This is a genomic window from Curtobacterium sp. C2H10 (assembly GCF_025407985.1).
GTDB lineage: Bacteria > Actinomycetota > Actinomycetes > Actinomycetales > Microbacteriaceae > Curtobacterium.
In genome coordinates, this window is the sequence record NZ_JABXGF010000002.1 from 106,360 (window position 1) to 125,310 (window position 18,951).

The following is an 18,951-nucleotide window of genomic DNA, read 5'->3' on the forward strand; positions in this document are numbered from 1 at the left end:
ACGTCCGGCCCGGTGCCGGTCGTGCCGAGCCGATCGTAGGGAGCCGTGCCGGGAGTGCGCCCGCGGTTCCGGCACCGTGGCTGAGCATCTTCCCGGCCGGTCCCAGGCTCCGGTCGGCAAGCGACACCGCGTACATCCCTGCCTCGCATCGTGTACTCCGTGGCGGGTCCGACGCTGCCCGCGGCGTCGGTATCGTCAGCGGATCGGTCCACCCGATCAGGTCCGCGCACCGCCGCGCGGACCCCGGCCCCCGCAGCTCCGGCTGCGAGCAGGAGGAACTCCCCATGGCGTCACCGACCATCGTCACCGCCCCGCCCGGCACCGCGCGTGGTGGGTCCCTGAAGCGGAGTCTCGGGCTGTGGGCGATCGTCGGACTCGGCCTCGGGTACATGACGCCGACCGTGGTGTTCGACACCTTCGGCATCGTCTCCGGCGAGACGAACGGCGCCGTCCCGAGTGCGTACCTCATCGCCCTCGTGATCATGCTCCTGACGGCGATCAGCTACGGGAAGATGGTCCGCGTCTACCCGGCCGCGGGATCGGCCTACACCTACGTGCGGGAGTCGATCCACCCGAACGCCGGCTTCATGGTCGGCTGGGCGTCCCTGCTCGACTACCTGCTGCTCCCGATGGTGAACGCGCTCATCATCCGCCTGTACCTCGAGCAGGTCTTCCCGGCACTGCCCGCGTGGGTGACGGTGGTCGTCTACACGGTGTTCGTCACGACGGTGATCTGCCTGTCGATGCGCGGGACGTCGAACCTCAACATGGTCCTGCTCATCGGGGCGATCCTCGCGATGATCGCCTTCGTCGTCTTCGCCGTGATCGAACTCGTCGAGGGTGCCGGTGCCGGCACGGTGGTCAGCGCCGAGCCCTTCGTGCACGACGGCGTGACGATGTCGGCGCTCCTCACCGGGGCGACCGTCGTGTGCTTCTCGTTCATCGGGTTCGACGCGGTGACGATGTACACGGAGGAGGCGAAGAGCATCCGCATCATGCCGAAGGCGATCCTGCTGACCGTCCTCATCGGGGGGCTCATCTTCCTCGTCTCGGCGTACTTCGCCCAGCTCCGCTTCCCGACCAACGCCCCGTTCGGCGAGTTCACCGACGACCCGCTGCCCCAGATCGGGCTGCTCGTCGGCGGCAGGGTGTTCCAGGCGATCCTCGTCGCCGCCGGGTTCGTCGCCGCGCTCGCCTCGGGCCTGGCCTCGCACGCCAGCGTCGCCCGCATGCTGCTCGTGATGGGCCGCAACAACGTCCTGCCGAAGAAGGTCTTCGGCTACGTGAGCCCGAGGACCCGCACGCCCATCCCGAACGTCGTCATCGTCGGGGCGGTCACGCTCCTCGCGATGACGTTCTCGCTCGACACCATCTCGGCGTACATCAACTTCGGCGCCCTCATCGCGTTCACGTTCGTCAACCTGACGGTCATCGTGCACTTCGCCTGGCGCGAGGGCCGCCGGCACACCGCCCGTGACCGGTTCGCCTTCATCGCCCTCCCCGGGGTCGCGATGCTGCTGACCGGTGTTCTCTGGTCTCAGCTGCACGCCGACGCCCTCATCGCCGGCGGCGTCTGGGCCGCGATCGGCTTCGTGTACCTGCTGGTGATCACGAAGGGGTTCCGGATCCAGCCGAAGGGCTTCGACGAGAACCAGCCCGTCACCGGCGTCAACAAGCAGCTGACCGACCAGGTCTGAACCACACAGGAGACACGATGAACGACACGGCCACCGTCTACGCGGTCACCGACCCGGCCACCGGCCAGACCCTCGCCACGTTCCCGACCATCACCGACGACGAGCTCCGCGCGGCGATCGACACCGCCGACCGCACGCACGCCCAGTGGTCGCGCACGAGCACCGTCGCCGACCGCGCCGCGCTGCTGCACCGCGTCGCCGAGCTGTACCGGGAGCGTCGGGACGACCTCGCCGCGACGATCGTCCGCGAGATGGCGAAGCCGATCGACCAGGCCGTGGGCGAGGTCGACTTCTGCGCCGACATCTACGACTACTACGCGGACCACGCCGAGGAGTTCCTCGCCGACCAGCCGATCACCCTGGCGGACGGCAGCGAGGGCAGCGCGTTCATCCGGAAGTCCTCGATCGGCGTCCTGCTCGGCATCATGCCGTGGAACTTCCCCGCGTACCAGATCGCCCGGTTCGCCGGTCCGAACCTCGTCATCGGCAACACCGTCTTGCTCAAGCACGCCCCGCAGTGCCCGGAGTCCGCACTCGCGATCGAGCAGGTCTTCCACGACGCGGGCTTCCCCGAGGGCGCGTACACGAACGTCTTCGCCACGAACGACCAGGCGGCCGACGTCATCGCCGACCCGCGCGTCCAGGGCGTCTCCCTCACCGGCTCCGCACGCGCCGGTGCCGCCGTCGCCGAGATCGCCGGCCGCAACCTCACCAAGGTCGTCCTCGAGCTCGGCGGCTCGGACCCGTTCGTCCTGCTGTCGACCGACGACCTCGACGCCGTGGTCGCATCAGCCGTCGCCACCCGCCTCGAGGGCAACGGCCAGGTCTGCAACGCCGCGAAGCGCTTCCTCGTCGCCGACCACCTGTACGACGACTTCCTGGCGAAGTTCACCGACGCGATGGCCGCGGTCTCACCCACCGACCCGACCACGCCCGGTGCCGAACTCGGTCCGCTGTCCTCCCCCGCCGCTGCCGACCGGCTGCAGGAGCAGCTCGCGGCCGCGACCGCCCAGGGCGCAACCGTCGTCACCGGCGGCCAGCGCCAGGGGAACGCCTTCACCCCGACGATCCTGACCGGCGTCACGCCCGAGAACGACGCGTACCGCGAGGAGTTCTTCGGCCCCGTCGCCGCCGTCTACCGGGTCGAGGACGAGGACGCCGCGATCACGATCGCGAACGACACCCCGTACGGCCTCGGCTCGTACCTCTTCACGACCGATGCCGAGCAGGCGCTGCGCGTCGCCGATCGCATCGAGGCCGGGATGGTCTACGTGAACATCGTCGGCGCGGACAGTCCGGAGCTCCCCTTCGGCGGCGTCAAGGCGAGCGGCTTCGGCCGCGAGCTCGGCCCCCTCGGGGCCGACGAGTTCGTCAACAAGAAGCTGATCCGCATCGGCGGCTGACGCCCGCGACCCGGCCCACGGACGGACGGGAGGCGCGGTGCCGGCTGGCACTGCGCCTCCCGTCCGTTATATAAGCGGGTGTATAGTCGTGGTCTGCAAGCACGGAAGGAGCGGACACGATGACCGTCACGACGATCGACCTCGACCAGGCGGTGCTCGACACCGCCAAGGAACTCACGGGCGCACGCACGAACCGCGACGTCGTGAACCGCGCGCTGCAGACGCTCATCGCGGTGCGGCGCCAGCCCGACGCCGTCGAGCGGATCGTGGGCCGGACGTTCACCGACGAACAGACGGGTGCTCCCGTCGAGCACTACTCCGCGCCGGGAGTCCCCTCGGACGAGGCGTGAGCGCGTACATCGTCGACAACTCGGTGTGGTGGAAGGCCGGGCGTCATCCCGCCATCGCGACACGACTCCGTGCGGTGTCGACGCAGGACCTCATCCTCACGTGCCCGCCGCAGGTGCTCGAGTACTGCTTCTCCGCACGCGATGCGGCTGAGCACGCGGAGTTCCGACGCGACATGGCGGTGTTCTTCCCCGCCGAGGAGCACCCGAGCGCAGCCGACGTCCTCACGCTGCAGAGCGCACTGTGGAACGGCGGGTACGTCCGTGGCGCCGGAGCGGTCGACTCGCTGATCGCCGCGTACGCGATCGCGAACGAGGCGATCGTGCTCACGGCTGACCGCGACTACGACCACATCGCTGCCGTCGTGCCGGACTTCCGGCACGAGTACCTGCCGGAGCGGTGAGCGGGCGCGACCGCACTGCTCCCGCATGACGGGAGGCGCGGTGCCAGCCGGCACCGCGCCTCCCGTCCGTCAGATGGTCGCCCGAGCGATCAGACCAGCGCCGTGAACGACGCGTCGCGCACCAGCACGGTCGCCGCGTCGTCGCCGACGGCCTGGTCCGGGTCGCTCGACAGCCCGAGGGACCAGCGCCCGCCACCCGGCTTCTCCGGCAGGGTGAACTCGACGGTGGTCTCCGACGCGTTGAGCAGCACCGCCACCGTGTCGTCGCCCTGCTGCAGGACGAGCATGACCGCCCGGTTGCCGCCGTCCGCCCAGTCGGCGTCGTCGAACCCCTTCGCGTCGGCACGGAGCACGTCCACCGTGGACGCCGAGTCGCCCGGGGCCGTGCGGTACCACTCGGGACGCAGGGACACGTGGTCGCGGCGGAACGCGATCGCCTCGGTCGTGAAGGCCAGCAGGTCCCGGTCGGCCGCGGCCCAGTCGAACCACGAGATCTCGTCGTCCTGGCAGTAGGCGTTGTTGTTGCCGCCCTGCGACCGGGCGATCTCGTCGCCGCCGAGGATCATCGGCACGCCCGCAGACAGCAGCAGCGTGCCGAGGAAGTTGCGGCGCTGCCGGTTCCGGTAGTCGTTCACCACGCCGTCGTCGGTCGGCCCCTCGACGCCGCCGTTGAACGAGGTGTTGTCACTCTCGCCGTCGTTGTTGTCCTCGCCGTTCGCCTCGTTGTGCTTCTCGGCGTACATCGTCAGGTCCGCCAGGGTGAAACCGTCGTGGGCGGTGACGAAGTCGACCGAGCACAGCGGGGAGCGACGGGAGCCCTCGTAGACGTCCGGGCTGCCGAGCACGCGCTGCACGGCGTCACCGAGGGTGCCCGCATCGCCGCGCCAGAACGCGCGCAGGTCGTCGCGGTACTTGCCGTTCCACTCCGACCAGTCCGCCGGGAATCCGCCGACCTGGTAGCCGGCGGTGTCCCACGGCTCGGCGATCATCTTCACCTCGCGGAGCACCGGGTCCTGGTGGATGATGTCGAGGAACGCCGAGTGCTTCTCCGCCTCGCCGCCCTGACGGGTCAGCGTCGTCGCGAGGTCGAAGCGGAAGCCGTCCACGTGCATCTCCTCGACCCAGTACCGGAGCGAGTCCATGACGAGGCCGAGCGCCGCGGGGTGCGACACGTTGAGGCTGTTGCCCGTGCCGGTCGTGTCGAAGTAGTTCGCCTCGTCGCCCTCGACCAGGCGGTAGTACGACTCGTTGTCGATGCCCTTGAACGAGAGCGTCGGGCCCATGTGGTTGCCCTCGGCCGTGTGGTTGTAGACGACGTCCATGATGACCTCGAGGCCGGCGGCGTGCAGGGCCTGCACCATCGCCTTGAAATCGGCGACCTGCTGGCCGGCGGTGCCGGACGACGAGTACTCGTCGTGAGGGGCGAAGAACCCGATGCTGTTGTAGCCCCAGTAGTTGCGGAGGCCCTTGTCGGCGAGGGTCGAGTCCTGCACGAACTGGTGCGTCGGCAGCAGCTCGACGGCGGTCACCCCGAGGTCGGTGAGGTGCTTGATCGCCGCCGGGTGCGCGAGTCCGGCGTACGTGCCGCGGATCTCCTCGGGCACGTCCGGGTGCTGCTTCGTGAAGCCCTTGACGTGGACCTCGTACACGACCGTGTCGGCGAGGGCCGTGCGGGGTCGCGCGTCGTCGCCCCAGTCGAAGTCGCGGTCGGCGACGACGGACTTCGGCATCGCCGCGGCCGAGTCGGTCTCGTCGATCTGCTCGGGGTGCTGCATGTCGTGGCCGAACAGCGCCTGGCCCCACTGGTACGTGCCGTCGACGGCGGTGGCGTACGGGTCGAGCAGCAGCTTCGCCGGGTTGTGGCGGAGGCCCTTCGCCGGGTCCCATGCGCCGTGGACGCGGAAGCCGTAGCGGGTCCCCACGGTCACGTCCGGGACGACGTCGTGGAAGGTGTAGCCGGTGCGGTTCGTGAGCTCGGTGCGGTGTTCGGTGCCGTCCTCGTCGAACCGGCAGAACTCGACGCGCTCGGCGGTGCTGGAGAAGAGAGCGACGTTCGCGCCGCCGTCGACGAGTGTCACGCCGAGCGGGGTGCGGGAAGAAGTGGTCATGCCGTCGTTCTACCGGTCGGCGACTGTGGCCTCCGCGCGCGGACGTACCCCGTTGCCGACCGAGCTGCGCGATGAAGACGAGTGCGAGCACCAGGGCGTGGTGCGCAGCGCAACTCCGGTCCTAGGATCACCACGTGACCACCGGTGTCCCGCGCTCCCGCCCCGTCCTCGTGACCGCAGCCGTCGTGCTGTGGCTCGTGCTGTTCGCGTGCGACCTGGTCACACGACTCGTGGACCTGCCCGGAACGGTGTCGTCCGGTGGCCCCTGGGCCCTCGTGCCGGTCGCCATCGGCCTGGCGATCCTCGGCTGGTTCGTGTTCGGTGCACTGCGCGTCGGCCGCGGGTCCGGACGCGCGCGGTTCTGGATGGCGGTGCTCGGTGTGGTCGGAGCCATCGGCGCCCTCCTGCCGCCGTACGGACTCACCACCGCGAACGGCGTACTGGGTGCCGTCGCCGCGTTCCTGCCGTACCTGCCAGCTGCTCGCGGGTACTTCCCGCCACGCCAGCGCCCTGCTGCCCGGGTCGCGCAGCCGCGGGTGGTCGGTTGGGACCCGGACACCGGCGAGCCCATCCGCGCCGCCGACTGACGAGGGCGCAGACCGACGCTGTCCTGCTCCCGGTCCTTCGTGGCAACTGGACGAAGCGCAGGAGGACTGGAGGCGCGGTGCGAGCTGACACCGCGCCTCCTGTCCGTCAGCGGGTCGCGTCAGACCGCGATCCGACCACCGTCCACCGGCACGACCGCGCCGTGCACGAACGAGGCCGCGTCGGTGGCGAGGAAGACGATCGCCTCGGCGATCTCCCCGGCCGTGCCCGGCCGTCCGGCCGGACCGGCAGCGGCGAGCTGGTCGAGGCTCTCCCCCATGGCGGCCGTGCCCTCGGTGCGGGTCGGGCCGGGACTCACGGCGTTCACGCGGACGCCGGCGGGGCCGAACTCGGCCGCCCACGACTTCGTCAGCAGGACGAGCGCCGCCTTCGTCGAGCCGTACAGCCCCATGCCGGCCGCACCGAACTCGGCGACCATCGTCGTGACGTTCACGATCGCGCCCGCACCGCGCTCTGCCATGCCCGGAGCGAGAGCAGCGACCAGGAAGTACGGCGCCTTCACGTTGACGTCGTAGACCTCGTCGAAACCTTCCGAGGTGGTGTCAGCCGTCGCGCCGAAGGGGAAGATGCCCGCGCTGTTGACGAGCACGTCGACCCGGCCGCCCCCGATCGCGAGCGCCGCCTCGGCGAGCTCCTTCGCGCTGGCGGCGTCACGCAAGTCCGCCCGGACGAAGTCGGCCGTGCCACCGGCCACACGGATCCCCCGTACGACCTCGTCACCTCGCTCGGCGTTCCGGCCGGAGACGACGACGTGCATCCCCTCCGCGGCGAGGCGTTCGGCGGTGGCGCGGCCGATGCCGCTGGTGGACCCGGTGACGAGGGCGGTGGTGGTCATGGTCGATGTCCTAACTGAACAGATCGGTTTGGTTGAATCGCTGGTAACTGTACAGATCAGTGCAGTAAAGTCAAACCATGTCCGACACGTCGACTCCCCGAACCCGCCGCCGACCCGCGTACGAGCGCGCGGTCGCCACGGCCGACCGGCTCTTCTACGAGCAGGGGATCCACGCGGTCGGGGTGGACCAGGTCGCTGCCGAGGCGGACATCTCGAAGGCGAGCCTCTACACGCACTTCCGGACGAAGGACGACCTCGTGCTCGGCTACCTGCAAGGACGGAGCCGGTCGTGGCAGGAGCACGTCGCCGCCGAGCTCCCCGGGCGCGGGAGCACGCCGCGCGACCGCGTCCTGGCGGTGTTCGACCTGCTCGGGGAGTGGTTCGCGGCTCCGGGCTACCGGGGCTGCCCGTTCATCAACGTCGAGGCGGAGTACGGCGCCGGGCACCCCACGCACGAGGTGACGCTCGAGCACCGCACGTGGGTCCGGGGACTCTTCACGTCACTGCTCGCGGAGGCCGACGCAGCCGATCCGGACGGCAAGGCGCTACAGCTCTGCCTGCTCTACGACGGCGCGATGGCGAGCGCGCAGGCTGACCCGTCGCGGCCCTGGGCAGCGGCGGCGCGGGCGGCCGCCGAACGGCTCGTCGACGCCTGAACGGGCGGGATCCGCCGGACAGCACCCGGGGTCAGAGTCGACCCGGCACGAGACGCAGCCGCGGCGGCCGGAGCTGTGCCAGCGTGCTGTCGGCAGCGCACCGGTACCGGATGACGTCGTCGTCGATGGGGGCGGAAGCAGACTCGGCCGGAGCCCACAGCAGCTCGTCCCGGTCATCCCGACCGCACGGCCGGACCGCTGGGCGCTCGAGGATCGCCGTCCAGACCTCGGAGACCCGCTCGGCGGCCCGACTGTCCAACACCACGCGGAACCCTCCCGGACTGCAGCGAATCCGTCCGCCCACGACGCCGGAGCCTGATCGGCACGTCGAAGGCCGGCCACCGGTCCGAGGCCGCGAGGTGCCGCAGCCAATCGTCCACCGGGAGCCGGTCGATCCACCGGAAGGCGATGGTCGAGTTCGCAGCGACCACGGCCTGGTGGCGGTCGACGCCGTCCACCAGGAACACCCCCTGGTTCCGCAACGGGAACCGCACCCGCCGACGACGAAGTGCGTGTGCGGTCGCCAGAACCTCACGCGACGAGTGGTTGACGAGGCGTCCCGATACCACCACCTCGACGTGCAGGCGCTCGTCACGTGCTCGTCGCGGCGAGACGCCCTCGCCCGGAACGAGGCCGGGGTCCGTCGCGGCGCCGGACTCCCAGACCTCGGTGTCGGTCGCCCACCGGTACGTGACCGCGTCGAGCACCATGTCGACGGTCGGTTGCCAGGAGCCGACCCACGCGGCGTGCCCGAGCTGGTTCTGCTGATCCGCCGCGCGCTCGGCCGCCCGACCCGCCCGCCATGCGACGACGGCGGACGCGACCGCCACCGGGACACTCACCGTCGCGGCCACCGCACTGATCGCCGCAGCGGTCGTCTCGTCCATGCCACGATCATCGCAGGGGCCGCCGACGCCGCGCGAGACGACCGGGGCGGACTACTGCGGGTCCGCCGGCTCGCCGCCCGAGTCGTGGTCGCTGTCCTGCTCCGGGTCCTTCGTGGCGTCGCCCGAGGGCGAGCCGTCCGGCAGGTCCTCGGTGTACTGCCGCTCGGCGTCGGTGGGGTCGCTGGTTCCGCTGGTGTCGCTCATGTCCCGGACCGTACGCGCGCTGCGTCCGGTGTCCGTCCAGGACGGGCGTCGGTCAGCGGACGAGCCGCACGGTGGAGCCGATCGGGCCGAAGCTCGACGTCGCGCCGTCCGGAGCGAATCCGTTCCGTCGGTAGAAGGCGTGCGCACGCGGGTTGTCCTCGGCGACCCACAGCGATGCCGGACGGTCACCGAGGACCGCGTCGAGGAGCGCTTGACCGCTGCCGTCGCCGTGAGCGCGCCCGAGCACGTACAGCATCGTGAGTTCCTCGGGTCGGACGGCGTCGGGCTCGGGCGTCGCCTCCACCGCGGCGAAGCCGACGATCCCGTCAGCGCCGTCGGCCACCACGGCCGCGAACGTCCCCTGGGCGAGGTTCGCGCGCCACATGTCGAGTCGCCGCCCCAGGTCGAACCACGGGTCGGTCTCCGGATCGTCCACGAACCGGCCGTAGGTCTCGCGCCACGATGTGGTGTGCACCCTGGCGATGCCCTCGGCGTCGGCGGTCGTCGCCGGGCGGATCACCACGGCCTCGTCGTGCGGGTCTCCCATGGGACGACCGTACCGGCCGAACCCACACCGATGACGGACGGGAGGCGCGGTGCCAGCCCGCACCGCGCCTCCCGTCCGTCTCGGCGTCGGTCTACTGCACCGCCGGCTGCGGCAACGAGGCGAGGATCTCGGCCGCCGCTTCGCGGCCCATCCGCACCGCCCCGTCCACGTGCTGGTACCCGTGCCCGGCGAGGTCGCTCGACGCGAACCGGATCGGGCCGACGGCAGCGCGCTGGTCGGCGCCGTACCGGACGAGCCCGCCCAGGTCGAAGCTCGCCGCGTAGGCGCCACGGGTCCACTCCTCGGTGCCCCAGTCGCTCTCGTAGTAGACGACCGGTCGGCGCGCCTCGTCGCCGTAGTAGTGCGCGAGCGAGTCGAGCACGCGGGCCTTGCGCTCCTCGGCGGAGAGGGCGAAGACGTCGTCGGCGTGCTGGTCGGACACGAACCCGACGAGCGTGCCCTGCTCCTGCCCGTACGAGGTGTTGTCGTACGCCTCGTGCACGAGCTCGTACGGGCTGAACGCGGTGCCGGACAGCCCGGCGCCGCGCCAGAACGGCCGGTCGTAGACGGCGTGCACCTTGATGACGAACCCCATCGACAGGTGCTGGTGCAGCTGGTGCTGGCGACGCGGCAGCGGCGGCTCGTACGAGATGCGGGAGTACAGGGGCGGCGGGACGGCCACGAGTGCCTGGCGGGCACGGACCTCGATGCCGCCGTCGGCGAGCGCTGTGACGCCCTCGTCGTCCCAGCGCAGGGTGCGCACCGGGGCGTTCAGGTGGACGTCCGCACCGAGCCGGGCGGCGAGCCGCTCGGACACCTGCTGCATGCCGCCGACGACGCGCTTGTCGAGGATGAAGTCGGCGTCGACGAGGTTCGAGAAGCTCCCGGCCGAGGCGGCCATGAGCAGGGCCTGCAACGCCGAGAAGGCGTGCGCGGGCTTGGTCAGCATGGCGCCGGCGATGAAGAGCTCGACGTTGTCGGTCGCGACCCGGTCGTCGCTCAGCGTGTGCAGCCAGGCGCGGAACGAGGTCTCGTCGAGCGCGGCGGCGTGGGGCGCTTCCCAGGGGCGCGCCGGGTCGACCGTCGCCACGTACTCGTCGACGACGGCGACGAGCCGCTCGATCTCGGCGGCGGTGGCCTCCGGCAGCGGGAAGATGTCGCCGGTGTACTCGGTGCGGGTGCCGTGCTCGTCGATGTAGACGCTGGAGCCCTCGCGGTAGCGGTCGTACGTCTCGAGTCCGAGTTCGTCGAGGGTCTCGAGCAGGGCGGTCTGGTCCGGGGAGACCCACTGGCCGCCGATCTCGAGGGTGACGCCCTCGATGTCGTTCGTCCACGTGCGGCCACCGACGCGGTCGCGGGCCTCGAGCACGGCCACGCGCTTCCCCTCGGCGACGAGGCGGGTCGCGGCGATGAGGCCGGTGACCCCGGCGCCGATGACGACGACGTCCTTCTCGATGGTCATCGCTGCGCTCCCTTCGGGCGCCCGAACGGGTCGGGCGTCAACGTGTACATGGTCTCGAGGTACTCGGCGATGCCCTCGCCGCCGCCCTCGCGTCCGAGGCCGGACTGCTTGACCCCGCCGAACGGTGCCGAGGCGTTCGAGACGACACCGGTGTTGAGCCCCAGCATGCCCGTCTCGAGCCGTTCCGTGAGGCGCTGTCCGCGCGCGGGGTCCTCGGTGAACGCGTAGCCGACGAGCCCGTACTCGGTGTCGTTCGCCGCCGCGACGGCCTCGTCCTCGGTCGAGAACGTCCGGATCGCCAGGACGGGTCCGAAGATCTCGTCGCGGAGCAGGTCGCTGCCGGGCTGCACGTCGGTGATGACGGTGGGCGCGTAGAACGTGCCGGGGCCGTCGACGGGGTGGCCGCCGGTCCGGAGGGTCGCACCGCGCTCGAGGGCGTCGGTGACGAGCCGGTGCGCCTTGTCGACGGCGCGCTGGTCGATGAGCGGGCCGATGGCGACGCCGTCCTCGGTCCCACGGCCGACGGACATGGCCGCGACGCGGTCGGTGAGCCGGCCGGCGAACTCCTCGGCGACGTCCTCGTGCACGAGGAACCGGTTGGCCGCGGTGCACGCCTGCCCGGTGTTCCGGAACTTCGCGGCGAGCGCTCCCTCGACCGCGAGGTCGAGGTCCGCGTCGGCGAACACGAGGAACGGGGCGTTGCCGCCGAGCTCCATGCTCGTCCGCAGCACGTTCTGCGCCGCCTGGGCGAGGAGCGTCCGGCCGACCGGCGTCGATCCCGTGAACGACAGCTTCCGGAGTCGCGGGTCGGCGATGATCGGCTCGGAAAGCGCACCGGCGCGCGTGGTCGGCACGACGTTGACGACCCCGGCCGGCACGCCCGCCTCGACCAGCAGGTCGGCGAACAGCAGGGTGGTGAGCGGGGTGAGCTCGGCGGGCTTCACGACGACCGTGCACCCGGCGGCGAGCGCGGGGGCGATCTTGCGGGTGGCCATCGCGAGGGGGAAGTTCCACGGGGTGATGAGGAACGCCGGGCCGACGGGCTTGTGGCTGACGATCGCACGGCCGGTGCCCTCGGGGTTGGTGCCGTAGGACCCGCCGATGCGGACGGCCTCCTCGGAGAACCAGCGGAGGAACTCACCGCCGTAGGTGACCTCGCCGTTCGCCTCGGCGAGCGGCTTCCCCATCTCGAGCGTCATGAGGAGGGCGAAGTCGGCGCGGCGCTCCTGGAGCAGGTCGAAGGCGCGGCGCAGCACCTCGGCTCGCTCGCGCGGCGGGGTCGTCGCCCAGCCGTGCTTCGCCGCTTCGGCGGCGTCGAGTGCCGCGACACCGTCTTCGGGGGTTGCGTCGGCGATCTCGAGGAGCGTCTCACCGGTGGCGGGGTCGACGACGCCGAACGTGCCGCCGTCGGCTGCCGGTCGCCAGGTGCCGTCGACCAGGAGGCCCGTGGGGACCTTCGCGAGCAGCTCGCGTTCGGCGTCGGTGCGCTGGGTGGCCTGCTGGCTGGTCTGCTGGGTGTCGGTCATGCTGCTGCGAGTCCTTCCAGGACGATGTCGAGCCCCTCGTGGAGCAGGTCGTCGTCGATCGCGAGCGGGGGGAGGAAGCGGAGGACGTTGCCGTACGTCCCCGCGGTGAGGGCGATCACGCCGTGCTCGTACGCGTACCGTACGACCCGTCCGGTGAGCGCGGCGTCGGGTTCCCCGGTCGCCGGGTCGACGAGTTCGATCGCGATCATGGCGCCGCGGCCGCGGACGTCGCCGATGCGGGGGTCGGTCGCCTGCGCGGCGCGGAGTCGTCCGAGCAGCACGTCGCCGATCTCGGCAGCGCGTTCGACCAGGCCCTCGTGCTCGAAGGCGTGGATCGCGGCGAGTGCTGCGGCGCAGGCGACGGGGTTGCCGCCGTACGTGCCGCCGAGTCCGCCGACGTGGGCGGAGTCCATGATCTCGGCGCGCCCGGTGACGGCGGAGAGCGGCATCCCGCCGGCCATGCCCTTGGCGGTGGTGACGATGTCGGGGACGATGCCCTCGTGCTCGCTCGCGAACATGGCGCCGGTGCGGGCGAACCCGGTCTGCACCTCGTCGGCGATGAACACGACGTCGTTCGCGGTGGTCCACTCCGACAGCGCGGCGAGGAACCCGGGTGCCGGGACGACGAAGCCGCCCTCGCCCTGGATCGGCTCGACGAGCACCGCGGCGGTGTTCTCCGCGCCGACCTGCTTCTCGATCTGGCTGATCGCGCGCTTCGCCGCCTCGGCACCGGACAGTCCGCCGTCGCGGAACGGGTACGACATCGGGACGCGGTAGACCTCGGGCGCGAAGGGACCGAAGCCGTTCTTGTACGGCTGGTTCTTCGCGGTGAGCGCCATCGTGAGGTTCGTCCGCCCGTGGTAGGCGTGGTCGAACACCACGATCGCCTGCCGACCGGTGTGCTTGCGGGCGATCTTCACCGCGTTCTCGACCGCCTCGGCACCGGAGTTGAAGAGCGCGCTCCGCTTCTCGTGGTCGCCGGGGGTGAGCCGGTTGAGCGCCTCGGCGACCTCGACGTACCCGTCGTAGGCGGCGATGGTGAAGCAGGTGTGCGTGAACGCCTGGACCTGCTGCTGCACGGCGTCGACCACGCCCGGGTGGGCGTTGCCGACGCTCGTCACGGCGATCCCGGAGCCCAGGTCGACGAACGAGTTGCCGTCCGCGTCGACGACCACGCCCCCGCCGGCCGCGACGACGGCGATCGGCACCGCGACCCCGACGCCGGACGCCACGGCGGCGGCCTTGCGTTCGAAGAGCGCTCGGGAGCGGGGGCCCGGCACCTCCGTGACGAGCCGCCGTTCCTGGGGCAGCGAGGGGCCGCCCGCGGCGGCGCTGGTCGAGGGTGCGACGGTGGAGGACATGCCGCGATCGTAGGAGCCACTCCCCTGCGGTGCCGCTGTCCACCGCGTACACCGGCGGCCACCTCGATCGACGCAGCGGATAGGGTGCACCCATGCCCGCGACCCTGCGCTCCCTGCTCCACCGCGCCGACCTGCGGCTCCGGCTCCTGACGGCCACCGACGCAGCCCTCGATGCGCCGCTGTCCTGGTTGCACAGCTCCGACCTCGAGGACCCGACGCCGTTCCTCGCTGACGGGCAGGGGCTGCTCACCACCGGCACGCAGTTCGGCGACGACACCGAGGTCACGGCGGCGGTCGCGGACGCCTACGTCGCCCGACTGCTGCGCCGGGGCGTCGTCGCGCTCGGCTTCGGGGACGAGGTCGTGCGCACCGGCACCCCGCCGCAGCTCGTCGACGCCTGCACCCAGCAGGGACTCGCACTCTTCGAGGTCCCGTACGAGACCTCCTTCATCGCCGTCGCGCAGGCGAACGCGGACGCCGTCGCCCGTGACGCCAACGCCCGCAACGCCTGGGCCCTCGCCGCGCAGCGGGCCATCTCGCTCGCGGCCATGCGCCCCGACGGCCTCGGGGCGACCATCGCCGAGCTGTCCCGGCAGCTCGACGGGTGGGTCGGCCTCTTCGACGTCTCCGGACGGCTCGACCGCGGTCACCCGGCCGACGGTGTCCCCGTCGAGGACCTCGAGGTGCTCCGGACCGAGGCGCTCCGGCTCCTCCGAGCCGGCCAGCGGGCGAGCCTGCCCGTGACGACCGAGCACCGCACCGGGTTCTCGCTGCAGACCCTCGGCAGCGGCGGCCACCTCAGCGGCGTGCTCGCCATCGCGAACGGCGGCGCGCTCGACCGGGCCGGCCGCGAGGTCGTCACCGCCGTGATCGCCCTGGCCGGACTCGCACTGCAGCAGAACCGCGAACTCGCCCGTGCGCGCGGGCTCCTCCGCACCGGGCTCCTCACCATGCTGTCGGTGGGCGACCCCGCCGTCGTGGACACGACCTCGCGCGAGGTGTGGGGACCGCTGCCGGCCGAACCCGTCCGGATCGCCGCCGTCGACGTCCCCGACCAGGACCTCGACACCGTGGTCGACTGGCTCGAGCTGTGGGTGCAGGACCGCCCCGGCCGGCTCTTCTTCGCGGCGGACGACGAACTGTTCCTCTGCGTCGGCGCGGAGGACACCGCGATCGTCGAGGAACTCGTGGACCGCTTCGACCTGCACGCCGGGCTCTCCGACGGCGCCTCGTACCGGTACTTCGGCCGTGCGCGGACCGAGGCGGTGCAGGCACTCGACCGCCGTCGCGAGGGGCGACCCGGCACCACCGAGTTCGGCGACCTCGCCCGCGAGGGGGTGCTCGCCCACCTCGCCCACGTGGACGTCGACGCCGGTGCCGTCGCCCGCGCGTTCCTCGCACCCCTGCTCGACCACGACCGGACGGCCGGCACCGAGCTGACCCGCACAGTTCGGACCTGGCTCGAGCAGAACTGCGAGTACGACCGCACCGCCCAGGCACTCGGCATCCACCGGCACACCGCCCGCGCGCGGGTCGAGCACGCCGGACGGCTGCTCGAACGGGACCTGTCGGTGTTCGCCACCCGCGCCGACCTCTGGGCGGCGTTCGTCGTCGAGGGCGCGTGAGGCGCGCCTAGGCTGGCGTCGTGCCGACCACTCCGACCCGCCGGCGCCTCAGCCCGGTCGAGCGGGAGGCCCAGATCGCCGACGCGGCCGTCGCCGTCGCCCGCGCCGAGGGCCTCGCCGCCGTGACCCTGCGCGGTGTGGCCGCTGCGATCGGCGTGGCGCCCTCGCTCGTGGCGCACTACCGCCCGGTGATGGAGGACCTCGTCGGCGACACCTTCCGCACCGTCGCGAGCGCCGAGGTGGCCGAGGTCCGCCGGATCGTGCACGAACGGTCCGACCCGACCGCACGCCTGGGGACCCTGCTGGCCTGCATCGCCGACCCCACCCGGGACGACGTCGCCGCGCTCTGGGCCGACGCGTGGAGCCTCGGCCGGACCAACGGTGCGCTCGCCACCGCCGCGCGTGACGCCATGGACGACTGGCAGGCGCTCGCGACCGGGGTGGTCCGCGACGGCGTCCGCGACGGGGTCATGCACACCGACGAGCCGGACGCGGTCGGCCGGCTGCTGTTCGCGCTCGTGGACGCCACGAACGGGTACGCCCTCGTGGACTACCTCGACCGGCCGACGCGCGAGGGCCTCGTCCGCACGACGATCGCGCACGCCGTCGGGCTGGACGCCGCTGCCCTCAGCGCTGCAGGGCCACCCACTGCAGGAGCATGATCGTCTTGCCGTCGGCGATGCGCCCGTCCGCGACCATCGCCAGGGCCTCGTCCGACGGGAGCTCGAGCACCTCGATGTCCTCGCCCTCGTCCTCCAGCCCGCCGCCGGCGTGCACGAGGTCGGCGGGCGTGTAGGCACCGACGTACCCGTGCACGCGCTCGGTCACGGACCCGGGGCTCATGAACGCGTCGAACACCTTCGTGACGGTGCCGAGCCGGATGCCGAGCTCCTCCGCCGCCTCGCGCCGCACGGCCGTCTCCGGGTCGTCCTCGTCGAGGAGCCCCGCCGCCGCCTCGACGAGCATCCCGTCCGGGTGGCCGTTGACGTAGGCGGGCCAGCGGAACTGCCGGGTGAGCAGCACGGTGTCGCGCTCGGGGTCGTGGGGCAGCACGGCAGCACCGTTGCCACGGTCGTAGGTCTCGCGCTGCTGCCGGTCCCAACGACCGTCACGGCGCCGGACGTCGAGGGTCGTCCGGCGGAGCACGTGCCAGCCGTCCGAGACGACCTCGACGTCACGGACGACCACCTCCGGGTTGCGGTCGAGGTCGCGGCCGACGGCGTCGAGCCCGGTGCGACCACGGGCGTCCGGGACGGTGGTACCGGGTCGGGGGTCGGTCGTGCGCGCGTCGTCCACGTCGTCACGCTAGCGTCCCGCCGGCGCGGGCAGGCCGCCGGTACGATCGTCACGCCGCACCAGGGAGCGGCGGGGACGGGGAGCACATGACGACGACGGACGATCTGCGACGTTCCCGACCGACCCCGCCTCCGGTCGTCCGGACGGCGGTCGTCCTCTGGGCCGTCTGGCTGGTCGTCGGCGTCGTCTCCACCGTCGTCGTCTCGGTGTCCGGATCGGGACTGACCGGGGTCGGCGGCGTCCTCGCACTCGTGCTGTCGTTCGTCGTCTGGGCCGCCGTCGCCGCTGCGACGATCCTGGTGCTCCGCGGGTCCGCGGTGGCCCGGATCGTGCTCGTGGCGATCGCAGCGCTCCGTGCCGTCCTGAGCATCACCGACGGTGGCCTGTCCACCGTCCTGATCCTGGTCTCGGTCGTCGCCGCGGTGCTGCTCTTCCTGCCCAGCGCACGCCCGTTCTTCCGGCGCGCCGACGGTGTCGAGCCGAGCCGCGCCTCCAGGCCGACGGATCCCGACCACCCTCGGAACTGACGCCGCTGCGGAATGCGAAGAGGCCCCCGGATCTCTCCGGGGGCCTCTTGCGTTGCCTGGTGCGCGAGGGGGGACTTGAACCCCCACGCCGTTTCCAGCACACGGACCTGAACCGTGCGCGTCTACCAATTCCGCCACTCGCGCCAGCCCGAGAACACTACCACGCACAGACGCTGCCAGACGCCAACCACTACCATGCAGAGGTCGACGACCGAGAACACTGGAGACCCATGGGCCTGTTGGACAGCTTCGAGCGAGGGCTGGAGCGCGCCGTGAACGGCGCGTTCGCGAAGACCTTCCGCTCCGGCGTGCAGCCCGTCGAGATCTCGAGCGCCCTCCGCCGCGAGCTCGACACCAAGGCAGCCGTCGTCTCCCGCGAACGCATCCTCGTGCCGAACGAGTTCACGGTGCGACTCGCGCCGCCGGACTACACGCGCATGAACGACATCGGTCGGCCGCTCGTCGACGAGCTCTCGCAGATGGTGCAGCAGCACGCGGTCGCGCAGAACTACTCCTTCTCCGGACCGGTCACGATCCGCCTGCAGCAGGACGGCACCCTCTCCACCGGGATCCTGCAGATCGACTCGACGACGGTGCAGCGCGACGTCGCCTGGGTCGCGGTGCTCGACATCGGTTCGCAGCGGCACAAGCTGCAGCGTGGTCGCACCGTGATCGGTCGCGGGACGGACGCCGACATCACCGTCGCCGACACCGGCACGAGCCGCAAGCACGTCGAGGTCATCTGGGACGGCAAGCACGCCCAGGCCAACGACCTCGGGTCGACGAACGGCTCGAAACTGAACGGTGAGCGCTTCCAGCAGGCCATCGTGGAGCCGGATTCCACGATCGAGATCGGTCGTACCCGTATGGTGTTCCGGGTGATACCCGAGAACGACGGAGGTACCAGGTGACCACAGGGCTGACCCTGCTCGTCCTGCGCTTCGCGTTCCTCGCGGTGCTCTGGCTGTTCGTGTTCGTGATCGTCTTCGCCCTGCGGAGCGATCTGTTCGGCCAACGCGTGCGCACGATCCCCACCGATCCGAAGGCCGGTGCGTCGGGTCCGACGACCCCCGCGGTGCCGGCAGCAGCGGCCCCGGCCGCCGCGTCGGCCGGTGCCTTCACGGACCTCATCGGTCAAGCGACGGGGGCGCAGCAGTCCGCCACGCCGGCTGCGACCCGCCTCGTGATCACCGAGGGCTCGCGCGAGGGCATGGAGATGCCGCTCGGTGGCGGCCCGATCACGATCGGCCGGTCGAGCGAGTCCAACGTCGTCATCCGCGACGACTACACGTCCACCAACCACGCCCGCCTCGACCTCCGGGCCGACGGCTGGCTCCTCACCGACCTCGAGTCCACGAACGGCACGTTCGTCAACGGTCAGAAGGTGACCGTTCCCGTGATCATCGCGGAGCGGACGCCGATCACGATCGGGACGACGACGTTCGAGCTGCGGCGGTAAC

At 71.6% G+C, this 18,951-nt stretch carries 20 protein-coding genes and 1 tRNA gene; 11 read left to right on the forward strand and 10 right to left on the reverse strand.

All coding sequences use genetic code 11. The features are described 5' to 3' along the window. Positions 1–284: 284 nt before the first annotated feature. The 4 genes from HWD93_RS01690 (at position 285) to HWD93_RS01705 (ending at position 3,851) form a co-directional block, all read left to right on the forward strand. Positions 285–1,697 (forward strand): APC family permease, encoded by a 1,413-nt coding sequence (locus HWD93_RS01690; protein WP_261645851.1) that lies wholly within the window; start codon positions 285–287, stop codon positions 1,695–1,697. 17 nt (positions 1,698–1,714) lie between these two features. Continuing rightward, positions 1,715–3,100 carry an NAD-dependent succinate-semialdehyde dehydrogenase gene (locus tag HWD93_RS01695; protein WP_261645852.1) on the forward strand — a complete coding sequence of 462 codons (1,386 nt, stop codon included), beginning with the start codon at positions 1,715–1,717 and terminating at the stop codon, positions 3,098–3,100. A gap of 119 nt (positions 3,101–3,219) precedes the next feature. Next, positions 3,220–3,450 (forward strand): type II toxin-antitoxin system VapB family antitoxin, encoded by a 231-nt coding sequence (locus HWD93_RS01700; protein WP_261645853.1) that lies wholly within the window; start codon positions 3,220–3,222, stop codon positions 3,448–3,450. After that, the gene (locus tag HWD93_RS01705; RefSeq protein ID WP_261645854.1) at positions 3,447–3,851 is read left to right on the forward strand and encodes a PIN domain-containing protein; all 405 of its coding nucleotides are present in this window, start codon (positions 3,447–3,449) and stop codon (positions 3,849–3,851) included. The genes HWD93_RS01700 and HWD93_RS01705 overlap by 4 nt, the downstream gene beginning before the upstream one ends. A gap of 89 nt (positions 3,852–3,940) precedes the next feature. Here the strand turns inward: HWD93_RS01705 and glgX are convergent, their stop codons facing one another. Beyond that, on the reverse strand, positions 3,941–5,959 hold the full coding sequence (glgX, locus tag HWD93_RS01710; RefSeq protein WP_261645855.1) for a glycogen debranching protein GlgX: 2,019 nt from the start codon (positions 5,957–5,959) through the stop codon (positions 3,941–3,943). Positions 5,960–6,093: 134 nt separating this feature from the next. On the opposite strand from glgX, the gene HWD93_RS01715 reads away from it, so the two are divergent. Further along, a complete protein-coding gene (locus tag HWD93_RS01715; RefSeq protein ID WP_071294247.1) occupies positions 6,094–6,546 on the forward strand; it encodes a hypothetical protein in 453 nt (150 codons plus the stop codon). 119 nt (positions 6,547–6,665) lie between these two features. On the opposite strand, the gene HWD93_RS01720 is transcribed toward HWD93_RS01715, so the two are convergent. Then, a complete protein-coding gene (locus HWD93_RS01720; protein WP_261645856.1) occupies positions 6,666–7,400 on the reverse strand; it encodes an SDR family NAD(P)-dependent oxidoreductase in 735 nt (244 codons plus the stop codon). Between the two features lie 77 nt (positions 7,401–7,477). On the opposite strand from HWD93_RS01720, the gene HWD93_RS01725 reads away from it, so the two are divergent. Beyond that, complete coding sequence (locus tag HWD93_RS01725; protein WP_261645857.1) at positions 7,478–8,056, forward strand: TetR/AcrR family transcriptional regulator; 579 nt, start codon at positions 7,478–7,480, stop codon at positions 8,054–8,056. A gap of 173 nt (positions 8,057–8,229) precedes the next feature. Here the strand turns inward: HWD93_RS01725 and HWD93_RS01730 are convergent, their stop codons facing one another. The 6 genes from HWD93_RS01730 to gabT form a co-directional block, all read right to left on the reverse strand. Beyond that, entirely contained in the window at positions 8,230–8,943 is a 714-nt protein-coding gene (locus tag HWD93_RS01730) for a hypothetical protein (RefSeq protein ID WP_261645858.1), read from the reverse strand. Between the two features lie 51 nt (positions 8,944–8,994). Next, the gene (locus HWD93_RS01735; RefSeq protein ID WP_175475652.1) at positions 8,995–9,147 is read right to left on the reverse strand and encodes a hypothetical protein; all 153 of its coding nucleotides are present in this window, start codon (positions 9,145–9,147) and stop codon (positions 8,995–8,997) included. A gap of 52 nt (positions 9,148–9,199) precedes the next feature. Beyond that, positions 9,200–9,694: a GNAT family N-acetyltransferase gene (locus tag HWD93_RS01740; RefSeq protein WP_070417443.1), complete on the reverse strand. Its 495-nt coding sequence runs from the start codon at positions 9,692–9,694 to the stop codon at positions 9,200–9,202. A gap of 91 nt (positions 9,695–9,785) precedes the next feature. Beyond that, on the reverse strand, positions 9,786–11,156 hold the full coding sequence (locus tag HWD93_RS01745; RefSeq protein ID WP_261645859.1) for an NAD(P)/FAD-dependent oxidoreductase: 1,371 nt from the start codon (positions 11,154–11,156) through the stop codon (positions 9,786–9,788). Then, entirely contained in the window at positions 11,153–12,682 is a 1,530-nt protein-coding gene (locus tag HWD93_RS01750) for an NAD-dependent succinate-semialdehyde dehydrogenase (protein ID WP_261645860.1), read from the reverse strand. Before HWD93_RS01750 ends, HWD93_RS01745 begins: the two co-directional genes overlap by 4 nt. Continuing rightward, complete coding sequence (gabT, locus tag HWD93_RS01755) at positions 12,679–14,043, reverse strand: 4-aminobutyrate--2-oxoglutarate transaminase (RefSeq protein WP_261645861.1); 1,365 nt, start codon at positions 14,041–14,043, stop codon at positions 12,679–12,681. Before gabT ends, HWD93_RS01750 begins: the two co-directional genes overlap by 4 nt. A gap of 92 nt (positions 14,044–14,135) precedes the next feature. Between gabT and HWD93_RS01760 the strand changes: the two genes are divergently transcribed. Continuing rightward, positions 14,136–15,668: a PucR family transcriptional regulator gene (locus tag HWD93_RS01760; protein WP_261645862.1), complete on the forward strand. Its 1,533-nt coding sequence runs from the start codon at positions 14,136–14,138 to the stop codon at positions 15,666–15,668. Between the two features lie 20 nt (positions 15,669–15,688). Next, the gene (locus HWD93_RS01765) at positions 15,689–16,330 is read left to right on the forward strand and encodes a TetR family transcriptional regulator C-terminal domain-containing protein (protein ID WP_261645863.1); all 642 of its coding nucleotides are present in this window, start codon (positions 15,689–15,691) and stop codon (positions 16,328–16,330) included. On the opposite strand, the gene HWD93_RS01770 is transcribed toward HWD93_RS01765, so the two are convergent. Next, the gene (locus HWD93_RS01770) at positions 16,296–16,964 is read right to left on the reverse strand and encodes an NUDIX domain-containing protein (RefSeq protein WP_261645864.1); all 669 of its coding nucleotides are present in this window, start codon (positions 16,962–16,964) and stop codon (positions 16,296–16,298) included. The two genes, HWD93_RS01765 and HWD93_RS01770, sit on opposite strands and share 35 nt — an antisense overlap. An 86-nt stretch (positions 16,965–17,050) precedes the next feature. Here HWD93_RS01770 and HWD93_RS01775 point away from each other — a divergent pair, with 86 nt between their 5' ends. Continuing rightward, positions 17,051–17,491 (forward strand): hypothetical protein, encoded by a 441-nt coding sequence (locus HWD93_RS01775; RefSeq protein ID WP_071294237.1) that lies wholly within the window; start codon positions 17,051–17,053, stop codon positions 17,489–17,491. Positions 17,492–17,548: 57 nt separating this feature from the next. On the opposite strand, the gene HWD93_RS01780 is transcribed toward HWD93_RS01775, so the two are convergent. Continuing rightward, positions 17,549–17,635, reverse strand: a tRNA-Leu gene (locus HWD93_RS01780). An 86-nt stretch (positions 17,636–17,721) separates the two neighbouring features. Here HWD93_RS01780 and HWD93_RS01785 point away from each other — a divergent pair. Next, entirely contained in the window at positions 17,722–18,402 is a 681-nt protein-coding gene (locus HWD93_RS01785; protein ID WP_070417451.1) for a DUF3662 and FHA domain-containing protein, read from the forward strand. After that, positions 18,399–18,950 carry an FHA domain-containing protein gene (locus HWD93_RS01790; protein ID WP_070417452.1) on the forward strand — a complete coding sequence of 184 codons (552 nt, stop codon included), beginning with the start codon at positions 18,399–18,401 and terminating at the stop codon, positions 18,948–18,950. The genes HWD93_RS01785 and HWD93_RS01790 overlap by 4 nt, the downstream gene beginning before the upstream one ends. The last annotated feature ends 1 nt before the right edge of the window (position 18,951 follow it).

Bases quoted from the DNA above. Each gene is read 5' to 3' on its own strand.
- HWD93_RS01690 (WP_261645851.1), top strand. From the start codon at position 285: ATGGCGTCACCGACCATCGTCACCGCCCCGCCCGGCACCGCGCGTGGT.
- HWD93_RS01695 (WP_261645852.1), top strand. From the start codon at position 1,715: ATGAACGACACGGCCACCGTCTACGCGGTCACCGACCCGGCCACCGGC.
- HWD93_RS01700 (WP_261645853.1), top strand. From the start codon at position 3,220: ATGACCGTCACGACGATCGACCTCGACCAGGCGGTGCTCGACACCGCC.
- glgX (WP_261645855.1), bottom strand. From the start codon at position 5,959: ATGACCACTTCTTCCCGCACCCCGCTCGGCGTGACACTCGTCGACGGC.
- HWD93_RS01720 (WP_261645856.1), bottom strand. From the start codon at position 7,400: ATGACCACCACCGCCCTCGTCACCGGGTCCACCAGCGGCATCGGCCGC.
- HWD93_RS01725 (WP_261645857.1), top strand. From the start codon at position 7,478: ATGTCCGACACGTCGACTCCCCGAACCCGCCGCCGACCCGCGTACGAG.
- HWD93_RS01730 (WP_261645858.1), bottom strand. From the start codon at position 8,943: ATGGACGAGACGACCGCTGCGGCGATCAGTGCGGTGGCCGCGACGGTG.
- HWD93_RS01735 (WP_175475652.1), bottom strand. From the start codon at position 9,147: ATGAGCGACACCAGCGGAACCAGCGACCCCACCGACGCCGAGCGGCAG.
- HWD93_RS01740 (WP_070417443.1), bottom strand. From the start codon at position 9,694: ATGGGAGACCCGCACGACGAGGCCGTGGTGATCCGCCCGGCGACGACC.
- HWD93_RS01745 (WP_261645859.1), bottom strand. From the start codon at position 11,156: ATGACCATCGAGAAGGACGTCGTCGTCATCGGCGCCGGGGTCACCGGC.
- HWD93_RS01750 (WP_261645860.1), bottom strand. From the start codon at position 12,682: ATGACCGACACCCAGCAGACCAGCCAGCAGGCCACCCAGCGCACCGAC.
- gabT (WP_261645861.1), bottom strand. From the start codon at position 14,043: ATGTCCTCCACCGTCGCACCCTCGACCAGCGCCGCCGCGGGCGGCCCC.
- HWD93_RS01760 (WP_261645862.1), top strand. From the start codon at position 14,136: ATGCCCGCGACCCTGCGCTCCCTGCTCCACCGCGCCGACCTGCGGCTC.
- HWD93_RS01775 (WP_071294237.1), top strand. From the start codon at position 17,051: ATGACGACGACGGACGATCTGCGACGTTCCCGACCGACCCCGCCTCCG.
- HWD93_RS01785 (WP_070417451.1), top strand. From the start codon at position 17,722: ATGGGCCTGTTGGACAGCTTCGAGCGAGGGCTGGAGCGCGCCGTGAAC.